Annotated in this window: 21 protein-coding genes; 19 read left to right on the top strand and 2 right to left on the bottom strand. The window is 57.2% G+C overall.

Annotated elements, in window-relative coordinates; translation table 11 throughout:
* Window positions 1–125 precede the first annotated feature (125 nt).
* Window positions 126–974 (top strand): DNA-3-methyladenine glycosylase 2, encoded by an 849-nt coding sequence (gene alkA / locus G6041_RS02120; protein WP_012124317.1) that lies wholly within the window; start codon window positions 126–128, stop codon window positions 972–974.
* Here alkA and G6041_RS02125 read toward each other — a convergent pair.
* Window positions 964–4,353 carry a diguanylate cyclase gene (locus G6041_RS02125; protein WP_012124318.1) on the bottom strand — a complete coding sequence of 1,130 codons (3,390 nt, stop codon included), beginning with the start codon at window positions 4,351–4,353 and terminating at the stop codon, window positions 964–966. The genes alkA and G6041_RS02125 overlap by 11 nt on opposite strands.
* Window positions 4,354–4,653: 300 nt before the next feature.
* Between G6041_RS02125 and udk the strand changes: the two genes are divergently transcribed.
* The 3 genes from udk to asmA all read left to right on the top strand — a co-directional run bounded on the left by udk (window position 4,654) and on the right by asmA (window position 7,832).
* Window positions 4,654–5,295, top strand: a complete 642-nt coding sequence (gene udk / locus G6041_RS02130) for a uridine kinase (RefSeq protein WP_004386755.1) — start codon at window positions 4,654–4,656, stop codon at window positions 5,293–5,295.
* Between the two features lie 83 nt (window positions 5,296–5,378).
* Window positions 5,379–5,960, top strand: coding sequence for a dCTP deaminase (dcd, locus tag G6041_RS02135; protein ID WP_004386756.1), 582 nt, complete (start codon window positions 5,379–5,381; stop codon window positions 5,958–5,960).
* A 30-nt stretch (window positions 5,961–5,990) separates the two neighbouring features.
* Window positions 5,991–7,832: an outer membrane assembly protein AsmA gene (gene asmA, locus G6041_RS02140; RefSeq protein ID WP_012124320.1), complete on the top strand. Its 1,842-nt coding sequence runs from the start codon at window positions 5,991–5,993 to the stop codon at window positions 7,830–7,832.
* 59 nt (window positions 7,833–7,891) lie between these two features.
* Here asmA and G6041_RS02145 read toward each other — a convergent pair whose 3' ends face one another.
* Window positions 7,892–9,481, bottom strand: a complete 1,590-nt coding sequence (locus tag G6041_RS02145) for a TerC family protein (protein ID WP_004386758.1) — start codon at window positions 9,479–9,481, stop codon at window positions 7,892–7,894.
* A gap of 732 nt (window positions 9,482–10,213) precedes the next feature.
* On the opposite strand from G6041_RS02145, the gene G6041_RS02150 reads away from it, so the two are divergent.
* The 15 genes from G6041_RS02150 (at window position 10,214) to cpsG (ending at window position 26,037) form a co-directional block, all read left to right on the top strand.
* Complete coding sequence (locus G6041_RS02150) at window positions 10,214–11,353, top strand: polysaccharide export protein (RefSeq protein ID WP_004386759.1); 1,140 nt, start codon at window positions 10,214–10,216, stop codon at window positions 11,351–11,353.
* 5 nt (window positions 11,354–11,358) lie between these two features.
* On the top strand, window positions 11,359–11,802 hold the full coding sequence (gene wzb, locus G6041_RS02155) for a low molecular weight protein-tyrosine-phosphatase Wzb (protein WP_032988474.1): 444 nt from the start codon (window positions 11,359–11,361) through the stop codon (window positions 11,800–11,802).
* Window positions 11,803–11,804: 2 nt separating this feature from the next.
* Window positions 11,805–13,967 (top strand): tyrosine-protein kinase Wzc, encoded by a 2,163-nt coding sequence (gene wzc / locus G6041_RS02160; RefSeq protein ID WP_084999354.1) that lies wholly within the window; start codon window positions 11,805–11,807, stop codon window positions 13,965–13,967.
* 189 nt (window positions 13,968–14,156) lie between these two features.
* Window positions 14,157–15,002 (top strand): colanic acid biosynthesis glycosyltransferase WcaA, encoded by an 846-nt coding sequence (gene wcaA, locus G6041_RS02165; protein WP_007699479.1) that lies wholly within the window; start codon window positions 14,157–14,159, stop codon window positions 15,000–15,002.
* Window positions 15,003–15,004: 2 nt separating this feature from the next.
* Window positions 15,005–15,493 (top strand): colanic acid biosynthesis acetyltransferase WcaB, encoded by a 489-nt coding sequence (gene wcaB / locus G6041_RS02170; RefSeq protein WP_029039283.1) that lies wholly within the window; start codon window positions 15,005–15,007, stop codon window positions 15,491–15,493.
* A complete protein-coding gene (gene wcaC / locus G6041_RS02175) occupies window positions 15,490–16,707 on the top strand; it encodes a colanic acid biosynthesis glycosyltransferase WcaC (RefSeq protein WP_012124323.1) in 1,218 nt (405 codons plus the stop codon). Before wcaB ends, wcaC begins: the two co-directional genes overlap by 4 nt.
* Window positions 16,682–17,902, top strand: coding sequence for a colanic acid polymerase WcaD (gene wcaD, locus G6041_RS02180; RefSeq protein WP_004386765.1), 1,221 nt, complete (start codon window positions 16,682–16,684; stop codon window positions 17,900–17,902). Before wcaC ends, wcaD begins: the two co-directional genes overlap by 26 nt.
* Before the next feature lie 14 nt (window positions 17,903–17,916).
* Window positions 17,917–18,669, top strand: coding sequence for a colanic acid biosynthesis glycosyltransferase WcaE (wcaE, locus tag G6041_RS02185; protein ID WP_007699457.1), 753 nt, complete (start codon window positions 17,917–17,919; stop codon window positions 18,667–18,669).
* A gap of 22 nt (window positions 18,670–18,691) precedes the next feature.
* Window positions 18,692–19,240, top strand: a complete 549-nt coding sequence (gene wcaF, locus G6041_RS02190) for a colanic acid biosynthesis acetyltransferase WcaF (protein ID WP_012124324.1) — start codon at window positions 18,692–18,694, stop codon at window positions 19,238–19,240.
* 133 nt (window positions 19,241–19,373) lie between these two features.
* Window positions 19,374–20,495, top strand: coding sequence for a GDP-mannose 4,6-dehydratase (gene gmd, locus G6041_RS02195; RefSeq protein ID WP_004386768.1), 1,122 nt, complete (start codon window positions 19,374–19,376; stop codon window positions 20,493–20,495).
* Window positions 20,496–20,497: 2 nt separating this feature from the next.
* Window positions 20,498–21,463 (top strand): GDP-L-fucose synthase, encoded by a 966-nt coding sequence (gene fcl / locus G6041_RS02200; protein ID WP_004386769.1) that lies wholly within the window; start codon window positions 20,498–20,500, stop codon window positions 21,461–21,463.
* A gap of 2 nt (window positions 21,464–21,465) precedes the next feature.
* The gene (locus tag G6041_RS02205) at window positions 21,466–21,945 is read left to right on the top strand and encodes a GDP-mannose mannosyl hydrolase (RefSeq protein ID WP_007699452.1); all 480 of its coding nucleotides are present in this window, start codon (window positions 21,466–21,468) and stop codon (window positions 21,943–21,945) included.
* Window positions 21,942–23,165 (top strand): colanic acid biosynthesis fucosyltransferase WcaI, encoded by a 1,224-nt coding sequence (wcaI, locus tag G6041_RS02210; RefSeq protein WP_012124325.1) that lies wholly within the window; start codon window positions 21,942–21,944, stop codon window positions 23,163–23,165. Before G6041_RS02205 ends, wcaI begins: the two co-directional genes overlap by 4 nt.
* Before the next feature lie 3 nt (window positions 23,166–23,168).
* Entirely contained in the window at window positions 23,169–24,611 is a 1,443-nt protein-coding gene (cpsB, locus tag G6041_RS02215) for a mannose-1-phosphate guanyltransferase (RefSeq protein WP_012124326.1), read from the top strand.
* 55 nt (window positions 24,612–24,666) lie between these two features.
* Window positions 24,667–26,037 carry a colanic acid biosynthesis phosphomannomutase CpsG gene (cpsG, locus tag G6041_RS02220; protein WP_012124327.1) on the top strand — a complete coding sequence of 457 codons (1,371 nt, stop codon included), beginning with the start codon at window positions 24,667–24,669 and terminating at the stop codon, window positions 26,035–26,037.
* Window positions 26,038–26,080 lie beyond the last annotated feature (43 nt).

Genomic DNA, 26,080 nt, shown 5'->3' on the forward strand with positions numbered 1-26,080 from the left:
CCCATGCCGTGAAGAAGGGGGGCGACTTTAGCGAAATGTCGCGTCGGCGGCAAATGGAATAACTGCGCAAGGCAAAAAAAGGGCGTAGCGATTAAGCTTTAGAAATCAAAAACAAAGGAGACGCTATGTTTACGCTTCGCTATCAGCCGCCTTACGACTGGCCGTGGATGTTACGCTTTCTGGGCGATCGTGCCGTGGCGGGCATTGAAGATGTGAGCGAAAACCACTACCGACGCACGCTGGCTATCGGCGGGTATCAGGGCTGGTTTAGCGTCACGCCGCACCCGGCGCACGCAATGGTGACGCTTGAGATGAGCGACGGCCTGCTGCCGGTGGCGGAAGAGGTGCAGGCGCGCGTGATGCGGCTCTTCGATCTGCGTTTCGACCCGACGCCCATGCTGGAGACGCTCGGGCCGCTCGCCGCCGACAGACCAGGCTTGCGGCTGCCGGGGTCGGTGGATATGTTTGAGCAGGGCGTGCGCGCGATTCTCGGGCAACTGGTGAGCGTGGCGATGGCGGCGAAGCTGACCGGCAAAGTGGTGCAGGCGGTGGGGATGCCGCTTGAAGATGGTACCGGCTGGCGGTTTCCGACGCCTGAGGAGATGGCGCGCGCCGAGCCTGCGACGCTGAAAGCGCTCGGCATGCCGCTGATGCGCGCCGGGGCGCTTATCAAGCTCGCCCATGAACATCTGGCCGGGCGGTTTCCGCTCACCTGTCCGTCCGATGTCGCCGCGGGCGTGAAAGCGCTGACGCTACTGCCAGGTATCGGCCCCTGGACTGCAAATTATTTCGCGATGCGCGGCTGGCAGGCACCGGATATTTTTCTGCCGGACGACTATCTGATTAAGCAGCGTTTCGCGCCGATGACGCCTGCGCAAATTCGCCGCTATGCCGCGCGCTGGCAGCCGTGGCGCACCTACGCGCTCCTGCACGTCTGGTACGTCACGGCGTGGCAGACGCCAGTCAGTGAATAGCGAAATAGCTGGTGGCAAGACGCGCGCTCAGCGCCTGCGTCTGGGCCACCGTTTCGCCAAACACCAGATCGATGCCGACATTCGCGAGCGTTTCCAGCAACGACTGCTGGTCGGCAGGCCCGGCGATAGTTTGCAGGCCGAGGCGGCGCGCGTTACCCATCACAATCGTCAGCAGCATTTCGTCCATTAGGCTGGCATGGGCGTCGGCCACCAGATCGCTTGCCACCATAATGTAGTCGGCACACGAGGCGGAGAGATGTTCAAAAACCTCCAGCTCTCGACCGATATGGCTCAGTACAACCCGACAGCCCGCTTCACGCAGGCGCGCCAGCTGACGGCGCGCCTGCGTGGTATCCTGCATCAGCACATCGCTATCGATAACCAGATGCAGCAGGCGCGGCGGCAGCGGGCTCGCGGCGAGCTGCGCCAGCAGCGCATCGAGACGCTGCGCGTTTAACAGCGTCGCGCCGGAGAGCGTGAGCGCCACGCCGACGCCTTTTTGCGCCACGCTGGCGGCGTGATCCCGGAAGAAATCGGTCATCATGCGCGTATCCAGCGCCTGCATCAGCTCAGGATCGTTAAGCCCCGCGCGGAAGCTGTGCTCTTCTATCATTTCGCCTTCACTGGTCCACAGACGCAGCGACAGCAGCCAGAAGCTGGCGCTTTCCGGCACACGTGGTGAGGCGACGGGGCGCACCATCAGGACATGATGATGCTCATTGATCATGCGTTGCTGCTCCTGGGCAGTCAGCGTGCCGCGGCCGCTGTGGAGTTGTTGCTGGTGCGGCTCGTAGACCGTCACCACGCCACGCCCGGCGTTTTTCGAGGTATAACAGGCGATATCCGCCTGCGACATCACGTCCTGCGCCTGATTATTCGAGGCGTCGATAATCGTGATCCCGGCGCTGGCGCCGATGCGGTGCAGGCGGCTCTCCCAGACAAACGGGTATTCGTTGATGGCCGCCACGATGCGCTCGCAAATAGTGCGGGCGTTCTCCAGGCTGCAATCCGGCAGCAGCAGGCCGAACTCATCGCCGCCGAGACGCGCCAGCACGTCGGTGGTGCGCAGCATTCCCAGCATCAGCGAGGCCAGTTCACGCAGCAGGGCATCGCCCGCCGCATGTCCGGCCGAGTCGTTCACCGCTTTAAAACGATCCAGATCGATATAGACCAGCGCGTGGCGCTGATGGGTGTCGCTGACGCTTTGCAGTAACCGCTTGAGGTGCGTCTCAAAACTGACGCGGTTGGCGAGATGGGTGAGGGCGTCATGCGAGGCGCTGTAGCTCAGCTGGCGGAGCATTTTGCGCGACTCGGTCACGTCATGGATAACCAGCACCGAGCCGATATTTTCCCCTTCCAGCGTGCTGAGCGGCGTGATGGTGTAATGGATATCGTAATTACCGCCGCTGCGGCAGTGCAGCACCACGTCCTGTTCAATGCCGGTCCCGGCGTGCGTGGCTTCGCCGCTGTGAATATCGTCCAGCAGCGGGCCGTTATCGCCAAAAGTGATGCGCAAAATCGTCAGGATTGACTGACCAATCGCCTCTTCCTGACGCCAGCCGCTCATCTTCTCGGCGACCGGGTTCATAAAGGTGACGTTCATATCGACATCGGTACAAATCACCGCTTCGCCGATGGAATCGAGCGTGATATGCAGGCGCTCTTTCTCCTGGAACAGCGCCTCGTTGAGCTGTTTCACCTCGGTCATGTCCATATTCACGCCGAGCAGACGCTCCACTTCGCCCTGCTTATTGAGCACGCGGTTGGCGAGCGCGCGAATGTGGCGAACGCCGTTTTTCACCTGAATGCGAAACTCAAGTTTAAACGGCATGCGCGCGCGTAGCGCCTCCTGAATCGTGGCTTCCGCGTGGGCGACATCTTCTTTCAGCAGCCGCGATTTCCACAGCTGATACGTGGGGCGCGTATGCGGTGGCACTTCGTAAAGCTCAAACATGCGCTGATCCCAGGCGAGCACGTCGGTGCCAAGCTCCCACTCCCAGATGCCGATGCCACCCGCTTCGTTGGCAAGCGTGATGCGCTCCATCAGGCGCTTGTTCACCCATTCGGTGCGCTTGAGTTCGGTAATATCTTCCACCTGGGCGATAAAATAGAGCGGCGAGCCGTCGCGCTGGCGCACGATAGAGACCGCCAGCAGTGCCCACACCACATCGCCCGCGCGGGTGTAGTAGCGTTTTTCGAGCGAGTAGTTGTTCGTTTCGCCGTTCAGCAGCTTCTCCACCTGTTCCATATCGGCATGCAGATCTTCAGGGTAGGTGAGCTGCTGGAAGCTCATGTGCGCGAGTTGCTCAGGCGTATAACCGAGAAAGTTACAGAGCGCCTTGTTGACCTGCAAAAAGCCGCCTTCTGTGGAGACCAGCGCCATGCCGATGGCGGAATACTCCATCGCGTTGCGAAAGCGCGTTTCGCTCTCGGTAATCAGCTTGCGCTCTTCGCGCGAGGCGTACATCACCATGGTCATGACGTTCGCGGGCAGCAGAATCATCAAAAACGGCAGCCACGGCGCGTTGACCACCATGCCCTGATGGGGCAAATCCAGCAGCGCGGGGTTAGTGGCAATAACGAAAGAAACCATCATGACAGTGGCGAGAAAGACGGTAAACGCCTCCAGGCGCGGCAGGCGGATGGCGCTCCACATCAGCAGCACAATCACAAAAGTAAACGGCCAAGGCATATAGTGGAGCGCGAGCCAGCTGCACAGCAGCGTGACGCACAGCGTCGCCAGGCTTTCGGCCAGCAGGCGGGGGCTGCGGTGGCGCAACAGATAGCGCGCTTTAAACAGCAGGCCGAGCGGCACCAGCGCCAGCGCGCCGATGGTTTCCGATAAGATCCACACCAGCGCCAGGCGCAGCGTCACGTGACCCTCGCTGATGGCCGCCAGCAATAAGCCACCCACCAGCGGCGGCACCACGGCGCTGGCGAATGCCAGCCGCAGCCAGTTATTTAAGTTTTTAAGCGGGTTATACCAGGGCAGCAGTTTGCGCAGCAGTATGGCGCCCACCAGCGCTTCGACGATGTTTATCGCGGTATATGAAAGCTCAAGGTGCCCAGGCGGGAAGAGCGTCAGCGTCGCGAGCACCGTGCCTGCGCCGCAGACCAGCGCGATCGGCACCCACAGGCGCAGGGCGTGGCGAAAGAACGCCACCATCATAATAGAGGTCGGGAACCACAGCGGGGCCAGCAGCGTGTCGAATAGCGTCAGCTCAAGCGAGAAGAGCGTAAAAATATAAGTCAGCAAGCCAAGACTGACTAAGCGCAGCAAAGGATGCGGCGTGGCCGCCAGCTCCTGCTTGTTCTTTTTTTTAATCATTACCACATAATCCGCATAGGCATTGCCGTCAGGTGCAATACCCGAACGCATCAGGAAAAATGTTTCGGTTATGCTAGTACAAACAATTTACAATTCCTATGGCGTCTGCTCATAAATTAACTGTGGTGAATAATAAAAAGCGCACCGCTCCGTTTGCGCCTCGCTTAATCCCTGTTTGCGCAGCCAAAAACAGGGCTTTTCACCTGCCATGCGCGACAGAATTTGCGCACTTATTCTCACGATTGCAGCATCGACTGGTATCAATTTCGTGAAATCCCTATAATTGCCGCGTCTGACGCGACGGCGTCACCCTTCCTTTTCTCTTTATTATGTAAACCAGGTCGCTAATTTATGACTGACAAGTCCCATCAATGCGTCATCATCGGCATCGCCGGCGCATCGGCTTCAGGTAAAAGCCTTATCGCAAGTACCCTCTATCGGGAGCTGCGTGAGCAGGTCGGTGATGAACACATTGGTGTTATTCCAGAAGACAGCTATTACAAGGATCAAAGCCATCTGTCCATGGAGGAGCGGGTTAAAACCAACTACGACCATCCGAACGCGATGGATCACAACCTGCTGTTTCAACACCTGCAAATGCTGAAAGCAGGTAAACCCATCGAGCTGCCGGTTTACAGCTACGTGGAGCACACCCGTACCGCGCAGACGGTACATATCGAACCGAAAAAGGTGATTATTCTGGAAGGGATCCTGCTGCTCACCGACGCGCGTCTGCGTGAAGAGATGAATTTCTCGATTTTCGTCGATACCCCGCTCGATATCTGCCTGATGCGCCGCATTAAGCGTGACGTCAACGAGCGCGGCCGTTCTATGGATTCTGTGATGACGCAGTATCAGAAAACGGTGCGCCCGATGTTCCTGCAATTTATCGATCCTTCCAAGCAGTACGCCGATATCATCGTGCCGCGCGGAGGTAAAAACCGCATCGCTATCGATATTCTCAAGGCGAAAATCAGCCAGTTCTTTGAATAAGCTGCGTTTTGCGTGTACCGTTCCAGAAGTTACCCTCAGGCTTTCGGCATATGCCGGAAGCCTGAACACATCAGGAGAGTGTAATGCGTCTTTGTGACCGAGATATTGAAGCCTGGCTGGATGAAGGCCGACTGGCGATTACCCCGCGTCCGCCGGTGGAGCGCATTAACGGCGCCACGGTGGATGTGCGTCTTGGCAATAAATTCCGCACCTTCCGCGGCCATACCGCTGCGTATATCGATTTAAGCGGCCCGAAAGATGAAGTGAGCGCGGCGCTCGATCGCGTGATGAGCGATGAAATCGTGCTTAACGACGGCGAAGCGTTTTTCCTGCATCCGGGCGAACTGGCGCTGGCGGTGACCTATGAGTCCGTCACGCTGCCGGCGGATCTGGTCGGCTGGCTCGATGGTCGTTCGTCACTGGCGCGGCTTGGATTGATGGTGCACGTGACCGCGCACCGTATCGATCCAGGCTGGCAGGGCTGTATTGTGCTGGAGTTCTATAATTCAGGTAAGTTGCCCCTGGCGTTGCGCCCAGGCATGTTGATAGGCGCGCTCAGTTTCGAGCCGCTTTCCGGCCCGGCGGCGCGGCCTTACAACCGTCGCCAGGATGCGAAATACCGCGATCAGCAGGGTGCTGTCGCCAGCCGTATAGACAAAGACTAAGCGCCCGCGGGCCGGTCTGCAGAGGATGCCATGAGACGAGTTCTGACCACGCTGATGATCTTACTGGTGGTGTTTTTCGCCGGTCTCTCCGCGCTGGTGATGCTGGTAAATCCCAACGATTTTCGCAGTTACATGATAAGCCAGGTGGAACGGCGCAGCGGCTATCAGCTCAGGCTGGACGGCCCGCTGCGCTGGCACGTCTGGCCGCAGCTCAGCATTCTCTCAGGCCGGATGAGTCTCACCGCGCCGGGGGCCAGCCAGCCGCTGGTCAGCGCCGATAACATGCGCCTCGACGTAGCGCTGTTTCCGCTGCTCTCGCATCAGCTCTCGGTACGTCAGGTGATGCTGAAAGGCGCGGTGGTTCAGCTCACGCCCCAGAGCGAAGCGCGGCATGAACCCGGCGCGCCAGTCGGGCCGAAAAACAGCGCGCCGCCGGTGGAAGATTCCCACGGCTGGTCGTTTGATATCGCCCGTCTTAAAGTCGCGGACAGTGTGCTGGTGTTCCAGCATAAAGATGATGAGCAGATCACCGTTCGCAACATCAATCTGCAAATGGAGCAGAACGAGCATCACGACGCGCAGCTTGAGCTGAGCGGCAAAGTGAGCCGCGACCAGCGCGATTTAACGCTCTCCTTGAGCGCTGCGCTCAATGCAGCCGACTATCCGCAGACGCTGAGCGCCACCGTTTCTCAGCTCTCCTGGGAACTGCGCGGCGCGGATCTGCCGCGCGATGGCATTGTGGGCAACGGCACGCTCCAGGCCCGCTGGCTTGAGGGTGACAAACGGCTGGAATTCAGCGCGCTCAACCTTAAAGCTAACGACAGCCAGCTCGCCGGGCAGGGGAGCGTGACGCTTGGCGACACGCCGGGCTGGGATCTCGATTTGCATTTCAGCGCGCTCGATCTGGAAAAACTGCTTGCACCGGACGCCGCCACGACCACCGCCGTCGCCCAGCAGGGCCAGCAGAATGCGCGCCCGCGCCCGGTGATTGCCAATGAAGTGGAAGAGGCGCCTTATACGGGGCTGCGCGGTTTCAACGCCAGCGCTACGATTAAAGCCGACAGCGTGCGCTGGCGCGGGCTGACCTTCAGCGACGTGAACGCGCAGATGCGCAACCAGGCGGGGCTGCTGACGCTCTCTGCGCTCAGCGGTAAGCTTGGCACGGGCGAGCTGTCGCTGCCGGGAACGCTGGATGCGCGTGACGATGTGCCGCAAGCGCGTTTTACGGTTAACGCGAAAGAGATTGAGGTGGGCGATATCCTGCACGCCTTTAACTATCCTATCGCGCTGACCGGCAAAATGAGCGTTGACGGTAAGTTTGAGGGCGACCGCATCGACGCGCAGGCGTTTCGTGAAAACTGGGAAGGCGAGGCGACGCTCGCGCTCAAGGGCAGCCGCATGGAAGGGCTAAACTTCCAGCAGCTCATCCAGCAGGCGGTGGAGCACAGCGGCGGCGGCGTGAGCGCGCGTGAAGATTTCGACAACGCCACCACGCTCGACAGCTTCACCACGCACGCGACGCTCGACCACGGCGAGCTGACGCTTGATGAGATGCAGGGGCAATCGTCGCTGCTGGCCTTAAGCGGCGAGGGCACGCTCGATCTGGTGCGTGAACAGTGCGACACACGCTTTAAGGTTCAGGTGACGGACGGCTGGAAAGGCGACGACAAACTGGTGCAGTGGCTGAAAACCACGCCGGTGCCGCTGCGGGTTTACGGCCCGTGGAACGCGCTTAACTACAATCTTCAGGTTGACCAGTTACTGCGTAAACATCTGCAGGATGAAGCGAAGCGCCGTCTGAGTGACTGGAGCGAGCGTCACAAAGACAGCAGTGACGCGAAGGATGTGAAAAAACTGCTCGATAAGCTCTAAGAGCTATCACACAATAACTCACACAAAAAAGCGGCCTGATGGCCGCTTTTTTTATGGCGTTACGCCGCGCCGGGCGACAGTGCCTGCGGCGCGGTCTGCGAGGTTATCTGCACCTTCTGGATGCGGTGGTGTTCCACTTCCAGCGTTTTCAACTGGTAATGTCCCACCTGAAGCGTCTCGCCCACGCCAGGAATATGTTGCAGATACTCCATCATCAGCCCCGCGAGCGTATGGTATTCGCGCTTCTCATCCAGCGGCAGCGGCACATACTGAACCAGATCCTCCAGCGGCATATGGCCGTTGGCCGTCCAGCTGCCGTCGGCGTTTTTCTGGATGTCGTGGCGCGCGTCAATCTCTTCCACTTCATTCGGCAGATTACCGGCGATGGTTTCCATCACGTCGCTTAACGTCACCACGCCTTCCACCGAGCCAAATTCATCGACCACAAACGCGAAGTGAGTACGGGCGTTGCGGAACTGCTCCAGTGCTTTTAAAAGCGGCAGCCCTTCCGGGAAGACCAGCGGCTGGCGCACCAGCACGCGCAGATCCAGCGGCTCGCCGCGCAGCGACTGTTGCAGCAGGTCGATGATGTGCACTACGCCAAGCAGATCGTCTTCATCCTCGTCGCTGCGGATCACCACGCGGGTGTGCTGATTACGTTCCAGCAGCGCGCGCACCTGCGCCTCGGGGGCGTTGATGTCGATATGCTCGACGTCATGGCGGGAGGTCATAATACTGCTGACGGTACGCTGGTTAAGGTTCAGTACGCGCTCAATCATCAGTTGTTCCTGACGGTTGAACAGCGGATGGTTGTCGTAATCGGCAATCAGTGACGCCGTCTGCGGGTCGAGATCGGCGTCTTCTTTCTTGCCGCTGATAAGGCGCATCACCGCTTCCGTGGTGCGCTGGCGCAGCGTCTGGTTGGCGGTGGAGAGAAAACGACGGCGGTTGAAAATCGCGAGCTGGTTGAGCGCTTCAATAATGATGGAAAAGCCAATCGCCGCGTAGAGATAGCCTTTCGGAATATGAAAGCCGAAGCCGTCGGCTATCAGGCTAAAGCCAATCATCAGCAGGAAGCTGAGACAGAGAATCACAATCGTCGGGTGATTGTTCACAAAGCGCGTCAGCGCCTTGCTCGCCAGCAGCATCAGGGAGACGGCGATAATCACTGCCGCCATCATCACCGCCAGGTGATCCACCATGCCGACGGCGGTAATCACCGAATCGAGCGAGAATACGGCATCAAGGATGACAATCTGCGCCACCACCGCCCAGAAGCGGGCACCGCGCCGCTGCGTCGGGTTTTCGGTGTCTTTGCCTTCAAGCCGCTCGTTGAGTTCGACGGTCGCCTTAAACAGCAGGAACAGGCCGCCCAGCAGCATAATTAAATCGCGTGCGCTGAAGCTGAAGCTTTTTATTGTCAGCAGCGGCGTAGTGAGCGTTACCAGCCACGACACCGAGGCCAGCAGGCCGAGTCGCATTATCATCGCCAGTATCAGACCGGTGACGCGCGCGCGGTCGCGCTGGGCGGGGGGCAGTTTTTCAGCAAGGATGGCGATAAACACCAGGTTGTCGATTCCGAGCACCAGCTCCAGCACAATCAGCGTGGCCAGACCTGCCCAGATAGAGGGGTCGGCAATCCATTCCATATGAGGTCAGTTACCTTTTAAGATAAATAGCAGTCTGATGATCCTGGATAAGTCGCGCTTAAAATGCAACGCGAGGCAGAATTATCTTAACGATGTAGTGTGGCGGGAAATTAACCAAAAATGGCAAATAAATGCTAATTAATAGCCAGATGCCATATTCTGGTCATAATGAAAAAGAATGAAATAATAATATTACCCGGATATTTCTTAATTATAATGTCTGCGTAGTTTAACTACCCCTGCCTGTCAACATGAAGAAAATCCTAAAAGTAATAAAATGGGGCGTTCATATTATTCTTAAAAACAGCACTGCAACGGTGCGTTAACTTGCCTGGTAAAACTTTAGCTGCAACAATCCATTCAGCATTTCTTATTCCCACCGGCACACAAGGATTTATCTTTGTGCGTTCTGGATGAGCAGTGCGCCAGCGTAATGAACCGTCTCTTTCAATAAGATAAATCCAATTGGAAGAGGCTTCACAGGGGTGTGTCAATATAACCGTCTGTTTTTGCAGTAGATTGGTAACTGAAAGCCAAGGGCGGTAGCGTGCCTGAAGTCTGTCAATTAGCCTCAATTATTCTGTCAATAGTATATGGGTAAATAAGCGACTTTTAGGAATGATTCCAGTTATATTCTGGCACCTGACGCCGCATTCTTGATGCAGGAACAAGCGGTACGGTGGCTTATTTAAAGGGTCAGAATAATTACTCTGCCAAAGTGATAAAAATTCAATGATGAAATCCAGACTGAAATTGATGCCTTTATTGGTGTCTGTAACCTTGATGAGCGGTTGCACTGTTTTTCCCGGCAGCAATATGTCAACGATGGGAAAGGACGTGATCAAGCAACAGGATGCAGACTTTGATCTTGACCGGATGGTGAACGTATATCCGCTAACGCCGCGACTGGTAGAACAATTACGTCCTCGTCCGAATGTGGCCCAGCCGAATATGTCTCTCGACCAGGAGATTGCCAACTACCAGTATCGCGTAGGGCCGGGCGACGTACTGAACGTCACCGTCTGGGATCACCCGGAACTCACAACGCCTGCGGGCCAGTACCGTAGCTCCAGCGACACCGGTAACTGGGTCCAGCCGGACGGCACCATGTTCTATCCCTACATTGGTAAAGTCCACGTGGCAGGCAAAACGCTCGCTGAAATCCGCAGCGATATTACCGGCCGTTTAGCGCAGTACATCGCTGACCCGCAGGTGGACGTTAATATCGCCGCATTCCGCTCGCAGAAAGCCTATATCTCAGGCCAGGTGGCGAAATCGGGCCAGCAGGCCATTACCAACGTGCCGCTGACCGTGCTGGACGCCATCAACGCCGCGGGCGGCCTGACGGATGCCGCCGACTGGCGCAACGTCGTGCTGACCCATAATGGTCAGGAGCGCCGCATCTCCCTGCAGGCGCTGATGCAGAACGGCGATTTGAGCCAGAACCATCTGCTCTATCCGGGCGACATCTTATTCGTCCCACGTAACGACGATCTGAAAGTCTTCGTGATGGGCGAAGTGAAGAAACAGAGCACGCTCAAAATGGACTTCAGCGGTATGACGCTGACCGAAGCGCTCGGCCAGGCCGAAGGCATCGATCTGACAACGTCTAACGCGAGCGGCATCTTCGTTATCCGTCCTCTGCGCGGCGACAACCAGCGCGGCGGCAAGATTGCCAACATCTACCAGCTTGATATGTCTGACGCGACGTCGCTCATTATGGCGACGGAATTCCGTCTGCAACCGTATGACGTGGTCTATGTCACCACCGCACCGGTGGCGCGCTGGAACCGCCTTATCAACCAGCTGCTGCCGACCATCAGTGGCGTCCGTTATATGACGGATACAGCTAACGACATTCACAAGTGGTAATGCCTATGTTCAACAAAATACTTGTGGTTTGCGTGGGGAACATCTGCCGTTCCCCCACGGCGGAGCGGCTGCTTAAGCGCTACCTGCCGGACGTGACGGTCGCGTCCGCCGGGCTTGGCGCGCTGGTCGGGAAGGGCGCGGACGCCAGCGCAGTCAGCGTGGCGGCCGCACATGACCTCTCTCTGGAGGGCCATAAGGCCCGCCAGATAACCAGCGCCATGTGCCGCGACTATGACTTAATCCTCGCGATGGAAAAGCGCCATGTCGCCTCGATTTGCGAAATGGCGCCGGAGATGCGCGGCAAAGTGATGCTGTTCGGTCACTGGGACGACCAGCGCGATATTCCCGACCCGTATCGTAAGAGCCGGGACGCCTTTGAAGCGGTTTACGGACTTCTGGATCACTCTGCCCGCCAGTGGGCGCAGGCACTGAAAACGCAGCAGGGATAACGATGACTGAAAAAGTGAGACATTCTGCCGCCCCGGTGGAGGGCGGTGACGAGATAGATATCGGACGCCTGGTCGGCACCGTAGTGGAGGCACGCTGGTGTGTGCTTGGCATTACGGCGCTGTTTGCGCTGGGCGCGCTGATTTATGTCATGTTCGCCACTCCCATCTACAGCGCCGACGCGCTGGTGCAGATAGAGCAGAATCAGGGCAACTCGCTGGTGCAGGACATCAGCACGGCGCTGCAAAACAAACCGCCCGCATCGGATGCGGAAATTCAGCTGATCCAGTCTCGTCTGGTGCTCGGCAAAACCGTGGACGATCTTGATCTCGATATCGCCGTTCAGAAAAAGACCTTCCCGCTGTTTGGCGCAGGCTGGGAGCGTCTGATGGGACGCGCCGACGAGACGCTTAAAGTGACCACGTTCGACCTGCCAAAAGGCATGGCGAATGATGAGTTCACGGTCGAGGTAACAGGCCCGAAACAGTATCAGCTCACCAGCAGCGGCGGCTTTAGCGCCCGCGGTGAAGTGGGCAAACCGCTGAGCAAAGACGGCGTGAAAATGGTGGTGAGCGAGATCCACGCGCAGGAAGGCAGCGAGTTTACCGTCACCAAATACTCCACGCTCGGCATGATCAATCAGTTGCAAAACAACCTGACGGTCACCGAAACGGGGAAAGACACCGGCGTGCTGAGCCTCACTTATATGGGCGAAGATCGCGATCAGATCCGCGATATTCTTAACAGCATCACCCGTAACTACCTTGAGCAGAATATCGAGCGTAAATCGGAAGAAGCGGCCAAAAGCCTCGCGTTCCTTGCCAAACAGCTTCCGGAAGTGCGCGCGAATCTGGACGTCGCTGAGAACAAGCTCAATGCGTATCGCCAGCAGCAGGATTCGGTAGACCTGCCGCTGGAGGCCAAAGCGGTGCTGGATTCTATGGTGAACATTGACGCCCAGCTTAATGAGCTGACGTTCAAAGAGGCGGAAATCTCCAAGCTCTACACCAAAGCGCACCCGGCGTACCGCACGCTGCTCGAAAAACGTAAAGCGCTGGAAGATGAAAAAGCGAAGCTGAATAACCGCGTCACCGCGATGCCGAAAACCCAGCAGGAAATCGTGCGTCTGACCCGTGATGTGGAATCGGGCCAGCAGGTGTATATGCAACTGCTGAACAAACAGCAGGAGCTGAAAATCACTGAGGCGAGCACCGTGGGCGATGTGCGCATCGTCGACCCGGCGATTACGCAACCGGGCGTGGTGAAGCCGAAGAAAGCGCTGATCGTGCTTGGCAGCATTATTCTCGGCCTGCTGCTCTCCATCGTGATTGTGCTGCTGCGCTCGCTGTTTAACCGCGGTATCGAAAGCCCGCTGGCGCTGGAAGAAGCCGGTATCAACGTGTACGCCAGCATCCCGCTTTCTGAGTGGCAGAAATCGCGCGACAGCGTGAAAACCGTTAAACGCGTGAAACGCTTTAAACAGAGCCAGCTGCTGGCGGTGGGTAACCCGACCGACCTCGCCATCGAGGCGATTCGCAGCCTGCGCACCAGTCTGCACTTCGCCATGATGCAGGCACCAAACAATGTGCTGATGCTGACCGGTGTGAGCCCGTCAATCGGTAAAACGTTTGTCTGCGCCAACCTGGCGGCGGTCATCAGCCAGACGCACAAGCGCGTGTTGCTTATCGACTGCGATATGCGTAAGGGCTACACCCATGAGCTGCTCGGCACCACCAATGTGAACGGGCTCTCTGATGTACTGGCAGGCCAGGGCGATATCAGCCGCTGCGCGCAGAAAACCTCTGTGCCGGGCTTCGATCTCGTGCCGCGTGGTCAGGTGCCGCCGAACCCGTCGGAACTGCTGATGAGCGAACGTTTTGCGGAACTCGTGAAATGGGCGAGCGCCAACTACGACATGGTGCTTATCGATACGCCGCCGATTTTGGCCGTGACCGATGCCGCCGTGGTAGGCCGCCACGCAGGCACCACGCTGATGGTCGCGCGCTATGCGGTCAACACCCTGAAAGAAGTGCAGACCAGCCTGAGCCGCTTCGAACAGAACGGCATCCAGGTGAAGGGGGTGATTCTCAACTCCATCTTCCGTCGCGCGACTGGCTATCAGGACTACGGCTACTACGAGTACGAGTACAAATCGGACCACAAGTAGCGGCGTCACGCCTCACTCCGCCCTCCCGCTTCCTGCGGGAGGGTAAGCAACCCCAAACGGCAGGCTTATTTTCTTCCTCTTTTAAGAGGAGGAGGGCGGGGGTGAGGGCAACGAACACGGCGCAGCCTTATGCGGCTACGCCCTTGCGGCAACGTGCATAACATCCATTAAGCATTCGGAGAAACCACAATGACCAGCACCGCGCGCCCCTTAGTCTCTGTTTACATGCCGACGTGGAATCGCCAGCAACTGGCTATCCGGGCGATCAATTCCGTGCTGCGCCAGGACTACGACAACTGGGAACTTATCATTGTCGATGACTGTTCCAGCAACTGGGAGCAGCTGCAAAACTTTGTTCTGGCGCTTAACGATCCGCGCGTCAGCTACACGCGTAACGACTTTAACTCCGGCGCGTGCGCGGTGCGCAACCAGGCCATTTTGCAGGCGAAGGGCGATTTCATTACCGGCATCGACGATGACGACGAATGGATGCCGAACCGTCTGTCCGTTTTCCTGGCGCATAAAGAAAAGCTCAATCAGCATGCGTTTCTCTACGCCAACGACTATCTGTGCGAAGGCCAGGTCTACTCTCAGCCGACCAGCCTGCCGCTCTACCCGAAATCGCCGTGGTCGCTGAAGCTGTTCTTTAAGCGCAACATCGTCGGCAACCAGGTGTTCACCTGGGCGTGGCGTTTCAAAGAGTCGCTGTTTGATAACGAGCTCGCCGCCGCGCAGGACTACGACATGTTTCTGCGTATGGTCGTGACCTACGGCGAGCCGTGGAAAGTGGAAGACGCGACGCAAATTCTGCATATCAACCACGGCGAAATGCAGATAACCAAATCGGCGAAAAAGTTTGCCGGGTATTTCCACTTCTACCGCAAACATAAAGATAAATTCGACCGCGCCAGCAAAAAGTATCAGCTCTTTACGCTCTATCAGATCCGTAATAAACGCATGAACTGGCGTACGCTGCTGACGCTTTTGTCGGTGCGTAATACCAAACGTCTGGCTGACAGCCTGCGGGGGAAATAATGCTGCTTGAGGATCTGCGCGCGAATTCATGGAACCTGCGCCCCTGCTGCATGGTGGTCGCCTATCGCATCGCGCACTTCTGCTCGGTGTGGCGCAAAAAAAACGTGCTTAACAACCTGTGGGCAGCGCCCGTGCTGCTGCTCTACCGCTTTTTTACCGAATGTCTCTTCGGGTATGAAATTCAGGCCGCCGCCACCATTGGCCGCCGCTTCACTATTCACCACGGCTACGCCGTCGTTATCAATAAAAACGTGGTGGCGGGCGATGATTTCACCATTCGTCACGGCGTCACCATCGGCAACCGCGGCGCGGACAATCTCGCCTGCCCGGTTATCGGTAACGGCGTGGAGCTTGGGGCGAACGTGGTGATCATTGGCGATATCACCATCGGCAATAACGTCACGGTAGGCGCAGGCAGCGTGGTGCTGGACAGCATTCCGGACAATGCGCTGGTGGTCGGCGAAAAAGCGCGGGTGAAGGTAATTAAATGAACATATTACAATTTAATGTCCGCCTCGCAGAAGGCGGCGCGGCAGGCGTGGCGCTGGATCTTCACCAGCGCGCCCTGCAAAAAGGGATGCGCTCCCGTTTTATTTACGGCTACGGCAAGGGCGGCAAAAAGAGCGTCAGTCACGACAACTTCCCGGAAGTGGAAAAACATACGCCGCGCCTGACGTCCATTGCCAATATCGCGCTGTTCCGTTTCGTCAACCAGGATCTTTTTGGCTCGCTCGACAGCCTTTATCGCCGCATTACCCGCACCGACGGGCCGGTGGTGCTGCACTTTCATGTATTACATAGCTACTGGCTGAATCTCGATAAGGTCGTGGCGTTCTGCCAGAAGCTAAAAGCGCATAAGCGTGATGTCACTTTCGTCTGGACGCTGCACGATCACTGGAGCGTGACTGGCCGCTGTGCGTTTCTTGACGGCTGCGAAGGCTGGAAAACCGGCTGCCAGAAGTGCCCGACGCTCGATAACTATCCGCCGGTGAAAATCGACCGCGCCCACAGCCTGGTCGATAACAAACGCCAGCGTTTTCGCGACATGCTGGCGCTCGGCTGCCACTTTATTTCGCCAAGCCAGCACGTGGCCGACGCCTTTAACAGCCTCTACGGGGCAGGGCGCTGCAAAATTATCAATAACGGCATCGATGTGGCGACAGAAGCCATTCTCGCCGAACTGCCGTTGATGCCGCCGGGTACCGGCGCGCCGAAAATCGCGGTGGTGGCGCACGATCTGCGTTACGACGGCAAAACCAATCAGCGCCTGGTGCGCGATCTGGTGGCGCTTGGCGATAAAGTGGAAGTCCACACCTTCGGCAAGTTCTCGCCGTTTGAAGGCACCAACGTGGTTAACCACGGCTTTCTGACCGACAAACGCAAGCTGATGAATGAGCTGAATCAGATGGACGCGCTGCTCTTTACGTCGCGCGTTGATAACTACCCGCTGATTTTGTGCGAAGCGCTCTCCATCGGTGTGCCGGTCATCGCCACGCACAGCGAGGCGGCGCAGGAAGTGCTCAATAAATCGGGCGGTAAAACGGTCGATGAAAGTGAAGCGCTGCAGCTGGCGCAGCGCGGTAAAGCGCAGATCGCCGAGGCGGTTTTCGGCACGACGCTTGAGGCCTTCCGGGCACGTAGCCGGGAAGCGTACAGCGGCCAACAGATGCTGGAGGAATATGTCTCGTTCTATCAGAATCTGTAGCTATCTGCTGCTGCCGTTCATCTATCTGGTGGTGAACGTCAAACTGGCGCAGCTCGGCGAGAGTTTCCCGATTACGATTGTGACGTTTTTGCCGGTGCTGCTGCTGCTGTTCGTCGACAAAATCAACCTGAAGAAGCTGATGATCGCGCTCGGGATCGGCGCTGGCCTGACGCTCTTTAACTACGTGTTTGGTAAGTCGCTCGACGCCAGTAAATATGTCACCTCGACGATGCTGTTTCTCTACATCGTTATCATCATCGGGATGACATGGAGCATTCGCTTCAAGACCATCTCGCCGCGTAACTACCGCAAAATTCTGCGGCTGTTCTACCTGGTGGTGGGCTTTATCGTCACGCTGGCGGCGCTGGAGATGGCGCAGATTATCCTGACTGGCGGCAGCAGTCTGATGGAGAACATCTCGAAGTTCCTCATCTACAGTAACAGCTATGTACTCAATTTCATTAAGTTTGGCGGCAAACGCACCACGGCGATGTATTTCGAGCCGGCGTTCTTCGCTCTGGCATTAATCTCAATTTGGCTCAGCATCAAACAGTTTGGTATCAAAACCCCAAAAACCGATGGTATGATTCTTTTAGGGATAGTCTTATCGGGTTCGTTTTCGGGCGTGATGACATTTATCCTGTTTTATTTGCTTGAGTGGGCGTTTCAGTATCTTAATAAAAACGCGATTCGTAAAAAGTTGCCGCTGGCAATTATTTCCCTGGCTGTCTTTATCGTGGGCGTGGTGTTCGCCTTCCCGTATATCGCGGAGCGTATCGGTGATTTAGGCACAGAGGGTTCGTCATCCTATTATCGCATCATCGGACCGCTGGTGATGGTGGGATATTCGCTGACGAATATCGATGGTGTAGTGCGTTTTGGTTCGCTTTACGAATATGTCGCATCATTCGGAATTTTTAACGGTGCGGACGTCGGAAAAACAATAGACAATGGGCTCTACCTGCTAATCATTTATTTCTCATGGTTCGCAGTGTTACTCACCGGCTGGTATATGTTCAGGGTCGGGAAAATGATGATTAACGCATTTGGTAATAATCAGAATTTTCGTGTACAGCTGTGGTTATTTACACCTGTATCCCTGTTTTTTACCGGTTCGATTTTTAGCCCGGAATATGCGTTCTTAATTGTTTGTCCGTTTATTCTGCGTAAAGCGTTAAACATTACAGATTCCTGATGAGGTAGGCCCGGATGCTTTTAAGTGTAATTACTGTCGCCTGGCGCAATTACGAAGGGGTGGTGAAGACCTGGCAGTCCCTGGCCCACCTGGCGCAGGCGCCGGAGATCGAGTTTGAATGGATTGTGGTGGACGGCGGCTCCAACGACGGCACCGCGCAGTTCCTGGAAGATCTCAACGGTCAGTACAACCTGCGCTTCGTCAGCGAAAAAGACAACGGCATTTACGATGCGATGAATAAAGGCATTGAAATGGCCAACGGTCGCTTTGCGATTTTTCTGAATTCCGGCGACGTATTTCACCCGTCCGTCGCTGACGTGGCACGCCAGCTGGCTGCCGCACCGGCAAATGACAATGCGATGTATATTGGCGACGCGCTGCTTGATTTTGGCGACGGCAATAAAATTCGCCGCAGCGCGAAAAGCGGCTGGTATATTTATCACAGCCTGCCGGCCAGCCATCAGGCCATTTTCTTCCCGGTTTCCGGGCTTAAAAAGTACCCCTACGATCTGCAATATAAAGTCTCATCCGATTACGCGTTAACCGCCAAAATGTATAAATCAGGCTACGGCTTTAAAAAGCTGAAAGGGCTGGTATCAGAATTTTCAATGGGCGGCGTGTCAACCTCGAATAATCTGGAATTATGTCAGGACGCTAAAAAAGTTCAGCGCAACATATTACGGGTTCCTGGAATATTAACAGAACTTTCTTATTTATTACGCATGCGTACGACCGGAAAAGCTAAGGCGCTGTATAACAAAGCATAAAGCCTTGCCATAAGGAAAGCATATGCAGGATTTAAGCGGATTCTCGGTGCCGAAAGGCTTCCGGGGTGGGCACCCTATTAAGGTTCAACTGTGGTGGGCGGTTCAGGCGACGCTGTTTGCCTGGTCTCCGCAAATATTATATCGCTGGCGCGCTTTTTTATTACGGTTATTTGGCGCGCGAATTGGCAAAGGCGTGGTAATTCGCCCTTCGGTGCAAATTACCTACCCGTGGAAATTAACCATTGGCGATTACGCCTGGGTCGGGGATGACGCGGTGCTGTACACACTCGGGGATATCACCATCGGCGCCAACGCCGTGGTGTCGCAGAAATGCTACCTGTGCACCGGCAGCCACGACTACATGAGTAAGCATTTTGATATTACCGCCGAGCCGATTGTGATTGGCGAAAAGGCCTGGCTTGCGACAGATGTGTTTGTCGCACCGGGCGTCACTGTCGGCGCAGGCACGGTGGTCGGCGCGCGCAGCAGCGTATTTAAAACGCTGCCGCCGAACAAGATTTGTCGTGGCAATCCGGCGCAGATCGTTCGCGACCGGGTGGAAGGGGAGTAACCCTTTACGCCACACCGATTTCCCCTCTCAAGCCGAGAGGGTTTGGGAAAGGGGAGCAGGACACTGATCCCTGAATTAATAAACGGCCTGGTGAGCCAGGCAAAGTCCGATTTAAACAGAGGAAAAACAAATTATGAGTAAAGTTGCTCTCATTACCGGCGTAACCGGACAAGATGGCTCCTATCTGGCTGAGTTTCTGCTTGAGAAAGGTTATGAAGTCCACGGTATCAAACGCCGCGCGTCTTCCTTCAATACCGAGCGCGTTGACCATATCTACCAGGATCCGCACAGCAGCAACCCGAAATTCCACCTGCACTATGGCGACCTGACCGATACTTCCAACCTGACCCGTATCCTGCAGGAAGTGCAGCCGGACGAAGTGTACAACCTGGGTGCGATGAGCCACGTAGCGGTCTCCTTCGAATCCCCGGAATACACCGCAGACGTGGACGCCATGGGCACCCTGCGCCTGCTGGAAGCCATCCGCTTCCTGGGTCTGGAGAAGAAAACCCGTTTCTATCAGGCATCCACCTCTGAGCTGTATGGCCTGGTGCAGGAAATCCCGCAGAAAGAAACCACGCCGTTCTATCCGCGTTCTCCGTATGCGGTCGCGAAACTGTACGCTTACTGGATCACCGTAAACTACCGTGAATCCTACGGCATGTACGCGTGCAACGGCATTCTGTTCAACCACGAATCCCCGCGCCGCGGCGAAACCTTCGTGACCCGCAAAATCACCCGCGCTATCGCCAACATCGCACAGGGCCTGGAATCCTGCCTGCATCTGGGCAACATGGACTCCCTGCGTGACTGGGGCCATGCCAAAGACTACGTGAAAATGCAGTGGATGATGCTGCAGCAGGAACAGCCGGAAGATTTCGTTATCGCGACCGGCGTGCAGTACTCCGTGCGTCAGTTCGTCGAAATGGCGGCCGCACAGTTGGGTATCAAACTGCGCTTTGAAGGCAAAGGCGTGGAAGAGAAAGGCATCGTGGTTTCCGTGACTGGCCATGACGCACCGGGCGTGAAACCGGGCGATGTGATCGTTCAGGTTGATCCGCGTTACTTCCGTCCTGCTGAAGTGGAAACCCTGCTGGGCGACCCGACCAAAGCACACGAAAAACTGGGCTGGAAACCGGAAATCACTCTGCAGGAAATGGTCTCTGAAATGGTCGCGAAAGATCTCGAAGCCGCGAAGAAACACTCGCTGCTGAAATCTCACGGCTACGAGGTTGCCATCGCGCTGGAGTCCTGAGCATGAAAAAGCAACGTATTTTTGTGGCCGGCCACCGCGGGATGGTGGGGTCGGCCATCGTTCGCCAGCTTGAGCAGCGCGACGACGTCGAGCTGGTGCTCAAAGGGCGTGACGAGCTGAACCTGCTGGACAGCGCGGCGGTGAACGCGTTCTTCGCGGACGCCGCGCTGGATCAGGTTTACCTGGCGGCGGCGAAGGTGGGCGGCATTGTCGCCAACAACACCTACCCGGCGGACTTCATCTACGAAAATATGATGATTGAGAGCAACATCATTCACGCGGCTCATTTGAACAACGTGAACAAGCTGTTGTTCCTCGGATCGTCCTGTATCTATCCGAAACTGGCGAACCAGCCGATTGCGGAAAGCGAACTGCTGCAGGGCACGCTGGAGCCTACCAACGAGCCGTACGCCATCGCCAAAATCGCGGGCATTAAGCTGTGCGAGTCTTACAACCGCCAGCATAACCGCGATTACCGCTCGGTGATGCCAACCAACCTGTACGGGCCGAACGATAACTTCCACCCGAGCAACTCGCACGTGATCCCGGCGCTGCTGCGCCGCTTCCACGAAGCGACCCAGGAAAACGCCGCGGACGTGGTGGTGTGGGGCAGCGGTACGCCGATGCGTGAATTCCTGCATGTGGATGACATGGCCGCTGCCAGCATTCACGTGATGGAGCTGGATCGCGAGGTGTGGCAGGAGAACACCGAGCCGATGCTGTCGCACATCAACGTCGGCACCGGCGTGGATTGCACTATCCGCGAGCTGGCGCAGACCATCGCCAAAGTGGTGGGCTACAAAGGCCGCGTGGTGTTTGACGCGTCTAAACCGGACGGTACGCCGCGCAAGCTGCTCGACGTGACTCGTCTGCACTCACTGGGCTGGTATCACGAGATTTCACTGGAGGCGGGCCTTGCCAGCACTTACCAGTGGTTCCTTGAAAACCAGCATCGTTTCCGGGGGTAAGGATGTTTTTAAGTCAGGAAGATTTTGCCACCGTGGTGCGCTCCACGCCGCTTATCTCCATCGATCTGATTGTCGAGAACGAGCAGGGGGAGTTCCTGCTCGGTCATCGCACCAATCGTCCGGCGCAGGGCTTCTGGTTCGTGCCAGGCGGTCGGGTTCAGAAAGATGAGCCGCTGGCCCAGGCGTTTGAACGACTGACGCAGGCGGAACTTGGCAAACGCTTTTCGATGCCGGAGGGAGAGTTTTACGGCGTCTGGCAGCACTTCTATGACGACAACTTCTCCGGGACCGACTTCACCACCCACTACATCGTGCTGGGGTTCCGCTTGCGCGTCAACGCGGATGAGCTCAACCTGCCCAAAGAGCAGCACGAAGCTTACCGCTGGCAGTCGCCCGCCTCGATTGTGGCCAGTGAAGATGTGCACGACAACAGCCGCGCCTATTTCATGGCTGAACGTTTTGCCGGAGTACCGGGCTTATGAAAATCCTGGTTTACGGCATTAACTACTCGCCGGAGCTGACCGGTATCGGTAAGTACACCGGCGAGATGGTGGAATGGATGGCCCGTCAGGGCCATGAGGTGCGGGTGATTACCGCACCGCCTTACTACCCGGCCTGGAAAGTGGGGGAGAACTACTCCGCCTGGCGCTGGCGCAAAGAGCAGGGTGCCGCCACGGTGTGGCGCTGCCCGCTTTATGTCCCGAAACAGCCTTCTACGTTAAAACGCCTGATCCATCTCGGCAGCTTCGCGGCGAGTTCGTTCTTTCCGCTGCTGGCCCAGCGTCGCTGGAAGCCGGATCGCATCATCGGCGTTGTGCCAACCCTGTTTTGCACGCCGGGCATGCGCCTGCTGGCGAAGCTCTCCGGTGCCAAAACCGTGTTGCACATTCAGGATTACGAAGTGGACGCCATGCTCGGCCTTGGCATGGCGGGCCGCGGCAAGGGGGGCAAAATCGCCCGTCTCGCCAGCCGCTTTGAACGTAGCGGTCTGCATAACGTCGACAACGTCTCGACCATTTCGCGCTCGATGATGAACAAAGCCAAAGAAAAAGGGGTTCCCCCTGAGCGCGTGATCTTTTTCCCGAACTGGTCCGAAGTGGCGCGGTTCCGGGAGGTGAAAGCCGAAGAGGTTGAGGCGCTGCGCAGCCAGCTTGGCCTGCCGGCGGATAAAAAAATCATCCTCTACTCCGGCAACATCGGGGAGAAACAGGGGCTGGAGAACGCCATCGACGTGGCGGCGCGGTTTACTGATAAGCCGTGGATTTTCGCGATTGTCGGCCAGGGCGGTGGCAAAGCGCGCCTTGAGAAGATGGTCGCAGAGCGGGGGCTGACGAACGTGAAGTTCTTCCCGCTGCAACCTTATGAAGCGCTCCCGGCGCTGCTGAAGATGGCGGATTGCCATCTGGTGATTCAGAAGCGCGGCGCGGCCGACGCGGTGCTGCCCTCCAAGCTCACCAATATTCTGGCGGTCGGCGGCAACGCGGTGATCACCGCCGAGGCCGACACCGAACTTGGACAGCTCTGTATTGAAGAGCCGGGCATCGCCGTCTGCGTAGAGCCAGAGTCGGTGGATGCGCTGGCAGAAGGCATCGTCAGCGCGCTGGCGCTGCCCAAAGACAACACGGTGGCACGTGAATATGCCGAACGCACGCTCGAAAAAGAGAACGTGTTAAGCCAATTTATCGCTGATATTCGGGGTTAAGCCATGAGTCAGTCAAAACTCTTTCCGGTAATTATGGCAGGCGGCTCCGGCAGCCGTCTGTGGCCGCTTTCCCGCGTGCTTTACCCAAAACAGTTCCTCTGCCTGAAAGGGGATCTGACAATGCTTCAGACCACCGTCTGCCGCTTAAACGGCGTGCAGTGCGAAAGCCCGGTGGTTATCTGTAACGAACAGCATCGCTTTATCGTCGCCGAGCAGCTGCGCCAGCTCAACAAGCTGACCGAAAACATCATCCTGGAGCCTGCCGGGCGCAACACCGCGCCGGCTATCGCGCTGGCGGCGCTGGCGGCGAAACGCAACAGCCCGGACACCGATCCGCTGATGCTGGTGCTGGCCGCTGACCATGTCATTCAGGACGAAGACGCGTTTCGCAACGCCGTGCGCGCCGCGATGCCGTTTGCCGAAAGCGGCAAGCTGGTCACCTTCGGCATCGTGCCGAACCTGCCGGAAACCGGCTATGGCTACATTCGCCGTGGCGAAGTCTCTAACCCGGACGTGGCGGTGGACGCCGTTGCCTTCAGCGTCGCTCAGTTCGTCGAAAAACCGGATCTGGAGACCGCGCAGTCCTACGTCAACAGCGGCGAATACTACTGGAACAGCGGCATGTTCCTGTTCCGCGCCGGTCGTTACCTGGAAGAACTCGCGAAATTCCGTCCGGATATTCTGGACGCCTGCGAAAAAGCTATGAGCACCGTTGACCCGGATCTCGATTTTATCCGCGTTGATGAAGAAGCCTTCCTGGCCTGCCCGGAAGAGTCTATCGACTACGCGGTGATGGAAAAAACCGCCGACGCGGTGGTGGTGCCAATGGACGCGGGCTGGAGCGATGTCGGCTCCTGGTCGTCTCTCTGGGAAATTTCCAACCATTCGCCGGAAGGCAACGTGCATCACGGCGACGTGATTTCGCACAACACCGAAAACAGCTACGTCTATGCCGAGTCTGGTCTTGTGACCACCGTCGGCGTGAAAGACCTTGTGGTGGTACAGACCAAAGACGCCGTGCTGATCGCCGACCGTAATCATGTCCAGGACGTGAAAAAAGTGGTCGAGAAAATCAAAGCCGACGGCCGCCATGAGCATCATATCCATCGCGAAGTGTACCGCCCGTGGGGCAAATATGACTCCATCGATCAGGGCGAACGCTACCAGGTGAAACGCATCACCGTGAAACCGGGCGAAGGGCTGTCATTGCAGATGCATCATCACCGCGCCGAGCACTGGATTGTGGTGGCGGGCACCGCGAAGGTGACCATTAACGACGAGGTGAAACTGGTGGGGGAAAACGAATCGGTTTACATCCCGCTCGGCGCCACGCACTGCCTGGAAAACCCCGGCAAGATCCCGCTCGACCTCATTGAAGTGCGCTCCGGCACTTATCTGGAAGAGGACGATGTGATCCGCTTCGCCGACCGTTACGGCCGGGTGTGAGGCGCAGGCATCCTGCGCATTTTTCCGACAAAAAAGAGAACCCAAGAGATAACAAATGGAAAAGTTAACCTGTTTTAAAGCCTACGACATTCGTGGGCGTCTGGGCGAAGAGTTAAATGAAGATATCGCGTGGCGCATCGGCCGCGCGTATGGCGAGTTCCTGAAACCGAAAACCATCGTGCTCGGCGGCGATGTGCGTCTGACCAGCGAAGCGCTGAAGCTGGCGCTGGCGAAAGGCCTGCAGGACGCGGGCGTCGACGTGCTGGATATCGGCCTGTCCGGCACCGAGGAGATTTACTTCGCGACGTTCCACCTGGGCGTGGACGGCGGCATCGAAGTGACCGCGAGCCACAACCCGATGGACTACAACGGCATGAAGCTCGTTCGCGAAGGCGCGCGCCCGATTAGCGGCGATACCGGCCTGCGCGACGTGCAGCGTCTTGCCGAGGCGAACGACTTCCCGCCGGTGAATGAATCCGCCCGCGGCAGCTACAAAAAAATCGACCTGCGTGACGCCTATATCGATCACCTGCTCGGTTATATCGACGTGAAAAACCTCACGCCGCTGAAGCTCGTGATTAACTCCGGTAACGGTGCCGCCGGCCCGGTGGTAGACGCCATCGAAGCGCGCTTCAAAGCGCTGAACGTGCCGGTGCAGTTCATCAAGGTTCACAACAACCCGGACGGCAATTTCCCGAATGGTATTCCTAACCCGCTGCTGCCGGAGTGCCGTGACGACACCCGCAACGCGGTTATCGAACATGGCGCGGATATGGGTATCGCGTTTGACGGCGATTTCGACCGCTGCTTCCTGTTCGATGAAACCGGGCAGTTTATCGAGGGCTACTACATTGTCGGTCTGCTGGCCGAAGCGTTCCTCGAAAAGCACCCCGGCGCGAAAATCATTCACGATCCGCGTCTGTCCTGGAACACCGTGGACGTGGTCGAGGGCGCGGGCGGCACGCCTGTGATGTCGAAAACCGGTCATGCGTTTATCAAAGAGCGTATGCGCCAGGAAGACGCCATTTACGGCGGCGAAATGAGCGCGCATCACTACTTCCGCGATTTCGCCTACTGCGACAGCGGCATGATCCCGTGGCTGCTGGTGACCGAACTGCTGTGCCTGAAAGGTCAGTCGCTTGGCGAGCTGGTGCGCGACCGCATGGCGGCGTTCCCGGCGAGCGGCGAAATCAACAGCAAACTGGCGCAGCCGGCGGTTGCCATTAAACGTGTGGAAGACCATTTCGCGCCGCAGGCGAAAGGGATCGACCGCACCGACGGTATCAGCATGGATTTCGGCGAGTGGCGCTTTAACCTGCGCTCCTCCAACACCGAGCCGGTGGTACGCCTGAATGTGGAGTCGCGTGCGGATACGGAACTGATGCAGGCGAAAACCCAGGAAATCCTTGCGCTGCTGAATCAGTAAAACGGCGCGGCCGCCCGGCGTCGCCGCACACCGCGACGCTTAC

Origin of the sequence: Cronobacter sp. HA18003 (genome assembly GCF_011605905.1) — a bacterium.
Taxonomy (GTDB): Bacteria; Pseudomonadota; Gammaproteobacteria; order Enterobacterales; family Enterobacteriaceae; genus Cronobacter; species Cronobacter sakazakii.

Bases quoted from the DNA above. Each gene is read 5' to 3' on its own strand.
- cpsG (WP_012124327.1), top strand. From the start codon at position 24,667: ATGGAAAAGTTAACCTGTTTTAAAGCCTACGACATTCGTGGGCGTCTG.
- wcaI (WP_012124325.1), top strand. From the start codon at position 21,942: ATGAAAATCCTGGTTTACGGCATTAACTACTCGCCGGAGCTGACCGGT.
- wcaF (WP_012124324.1), top strand. From the start codon at position 18,692: ATGCAGGATTTAAGCGGATTCTCGGTGCCGAAAGGCTTCCGGGGTGGG.
- wcaE (WP_007699457.1), top strand. From the start codon at position 17,917: ATGCTTTTAAGTGTAATTACTGTCGCCTGGCGCAATTACGAAGGGGTG.
- gmd (WP_004386768.1), top strand. From the start codon at position 19,374: ATGAGTAAAGTTGCTCTCATTACCGGCGTAACCGGACAAGATGGCTCC.
- fcl (WP_004386769.1), top strand. From the start codon at position 20,498: ATGAAAAAGCAACGTATTTTTGTGGCCGGCCACCGCGGGATGGTGGGG.
- udk (WP_004386755.1), top strand. From the start codon at position 4,654: ATGACTGACAAGTCCCATCAATGCGTCATCATCGGCATCGCCGGCGCA.
- wcaA (WP_007699479.1), top strand. From the start codon at position 14,157: ATGACCAGCACCGCGCGCCCCTTAGTCTCTGTTTACATGCCGACGTGG.
- asmA (WP_012124320.1), top strand. From the start codon at position 5,991: ATGAGACGAGTTCTGACCACGCTGATGATCTTACTGGTGGTGTTTTTC.
- alkA (WP_012124317.1), top strand. From the start codon at position 126: ATGTTTACGCTTCGCTATCAGCCGCCTTACGACTGGCCGTGGATGTTA.
- cpsB (WP_012124326.1), top strand. From the start codon at position 23,169: ATGAGTCAGTCAAAACTCTTTCCGGTAATTATGGCAGGCGGCTCCGGC.
- wcaC (WP_012124323.1), top strand. From the start codon at position 15,490: ATGAACATATTACAATTTAATGTCCGCCTCGCAGAAGGCGGCGCGGCA.
- G6041_RS02145 (WP_004386758.1), bottom strand. From the start codon at position 9,481: ATGGAATGGATTGCCGACCCCTCTATCTGGGCAGGTCTGGCCACGCTG.
- G6041_RS02150 (WP_004386759.1), top strand. From the start codon at position 10,214: ATGATGAAATCCAGACTGAAATTGATGCCTTTATTGGTGTCTGTAACC.
- wcaD (WP_004386765.1), top strand. From the start codon at position 16,682: ATGTCTCGTTCTATCAGAATCTGTAGCTATCTGCTGCTGCCGTTCATC.
- wzb (WP_032988474.1), top strand. From the start codon at position 11,359: ATGTTCAACAAAATACTTGTGGTTTGCGTGGGGAACATCTGCCGTTCC.
- wzc (WP_084999354.1), top strand. From the start codon at position 11,805: ATGACTGAAAAAGTGAGACATTCTGCCGCCCCGGTGGAGGGCGGTGAC.
- G6041_RS02205 (WP_007699452.1), top strand. From the start codon at position 21,466: ATGTTTTTAAGTCAGGAAGATTTTGCCACCGTGGTGCGCTCCACGCCG.
- G6041_RS02125 (WP_012124318.1), bottom strand. From the start codon at position 4,353: ATGCGTTCGGGTATTGCACCTGACGGCAATGCCTATGCGGATTATGTG.
- dcd (WP_004386756.1), top strand. From the start codon at position 5,379: ATGCGTCTTTGTGACCGAGATATTGAAGCCTGGCTGGATGAAGGCCGA.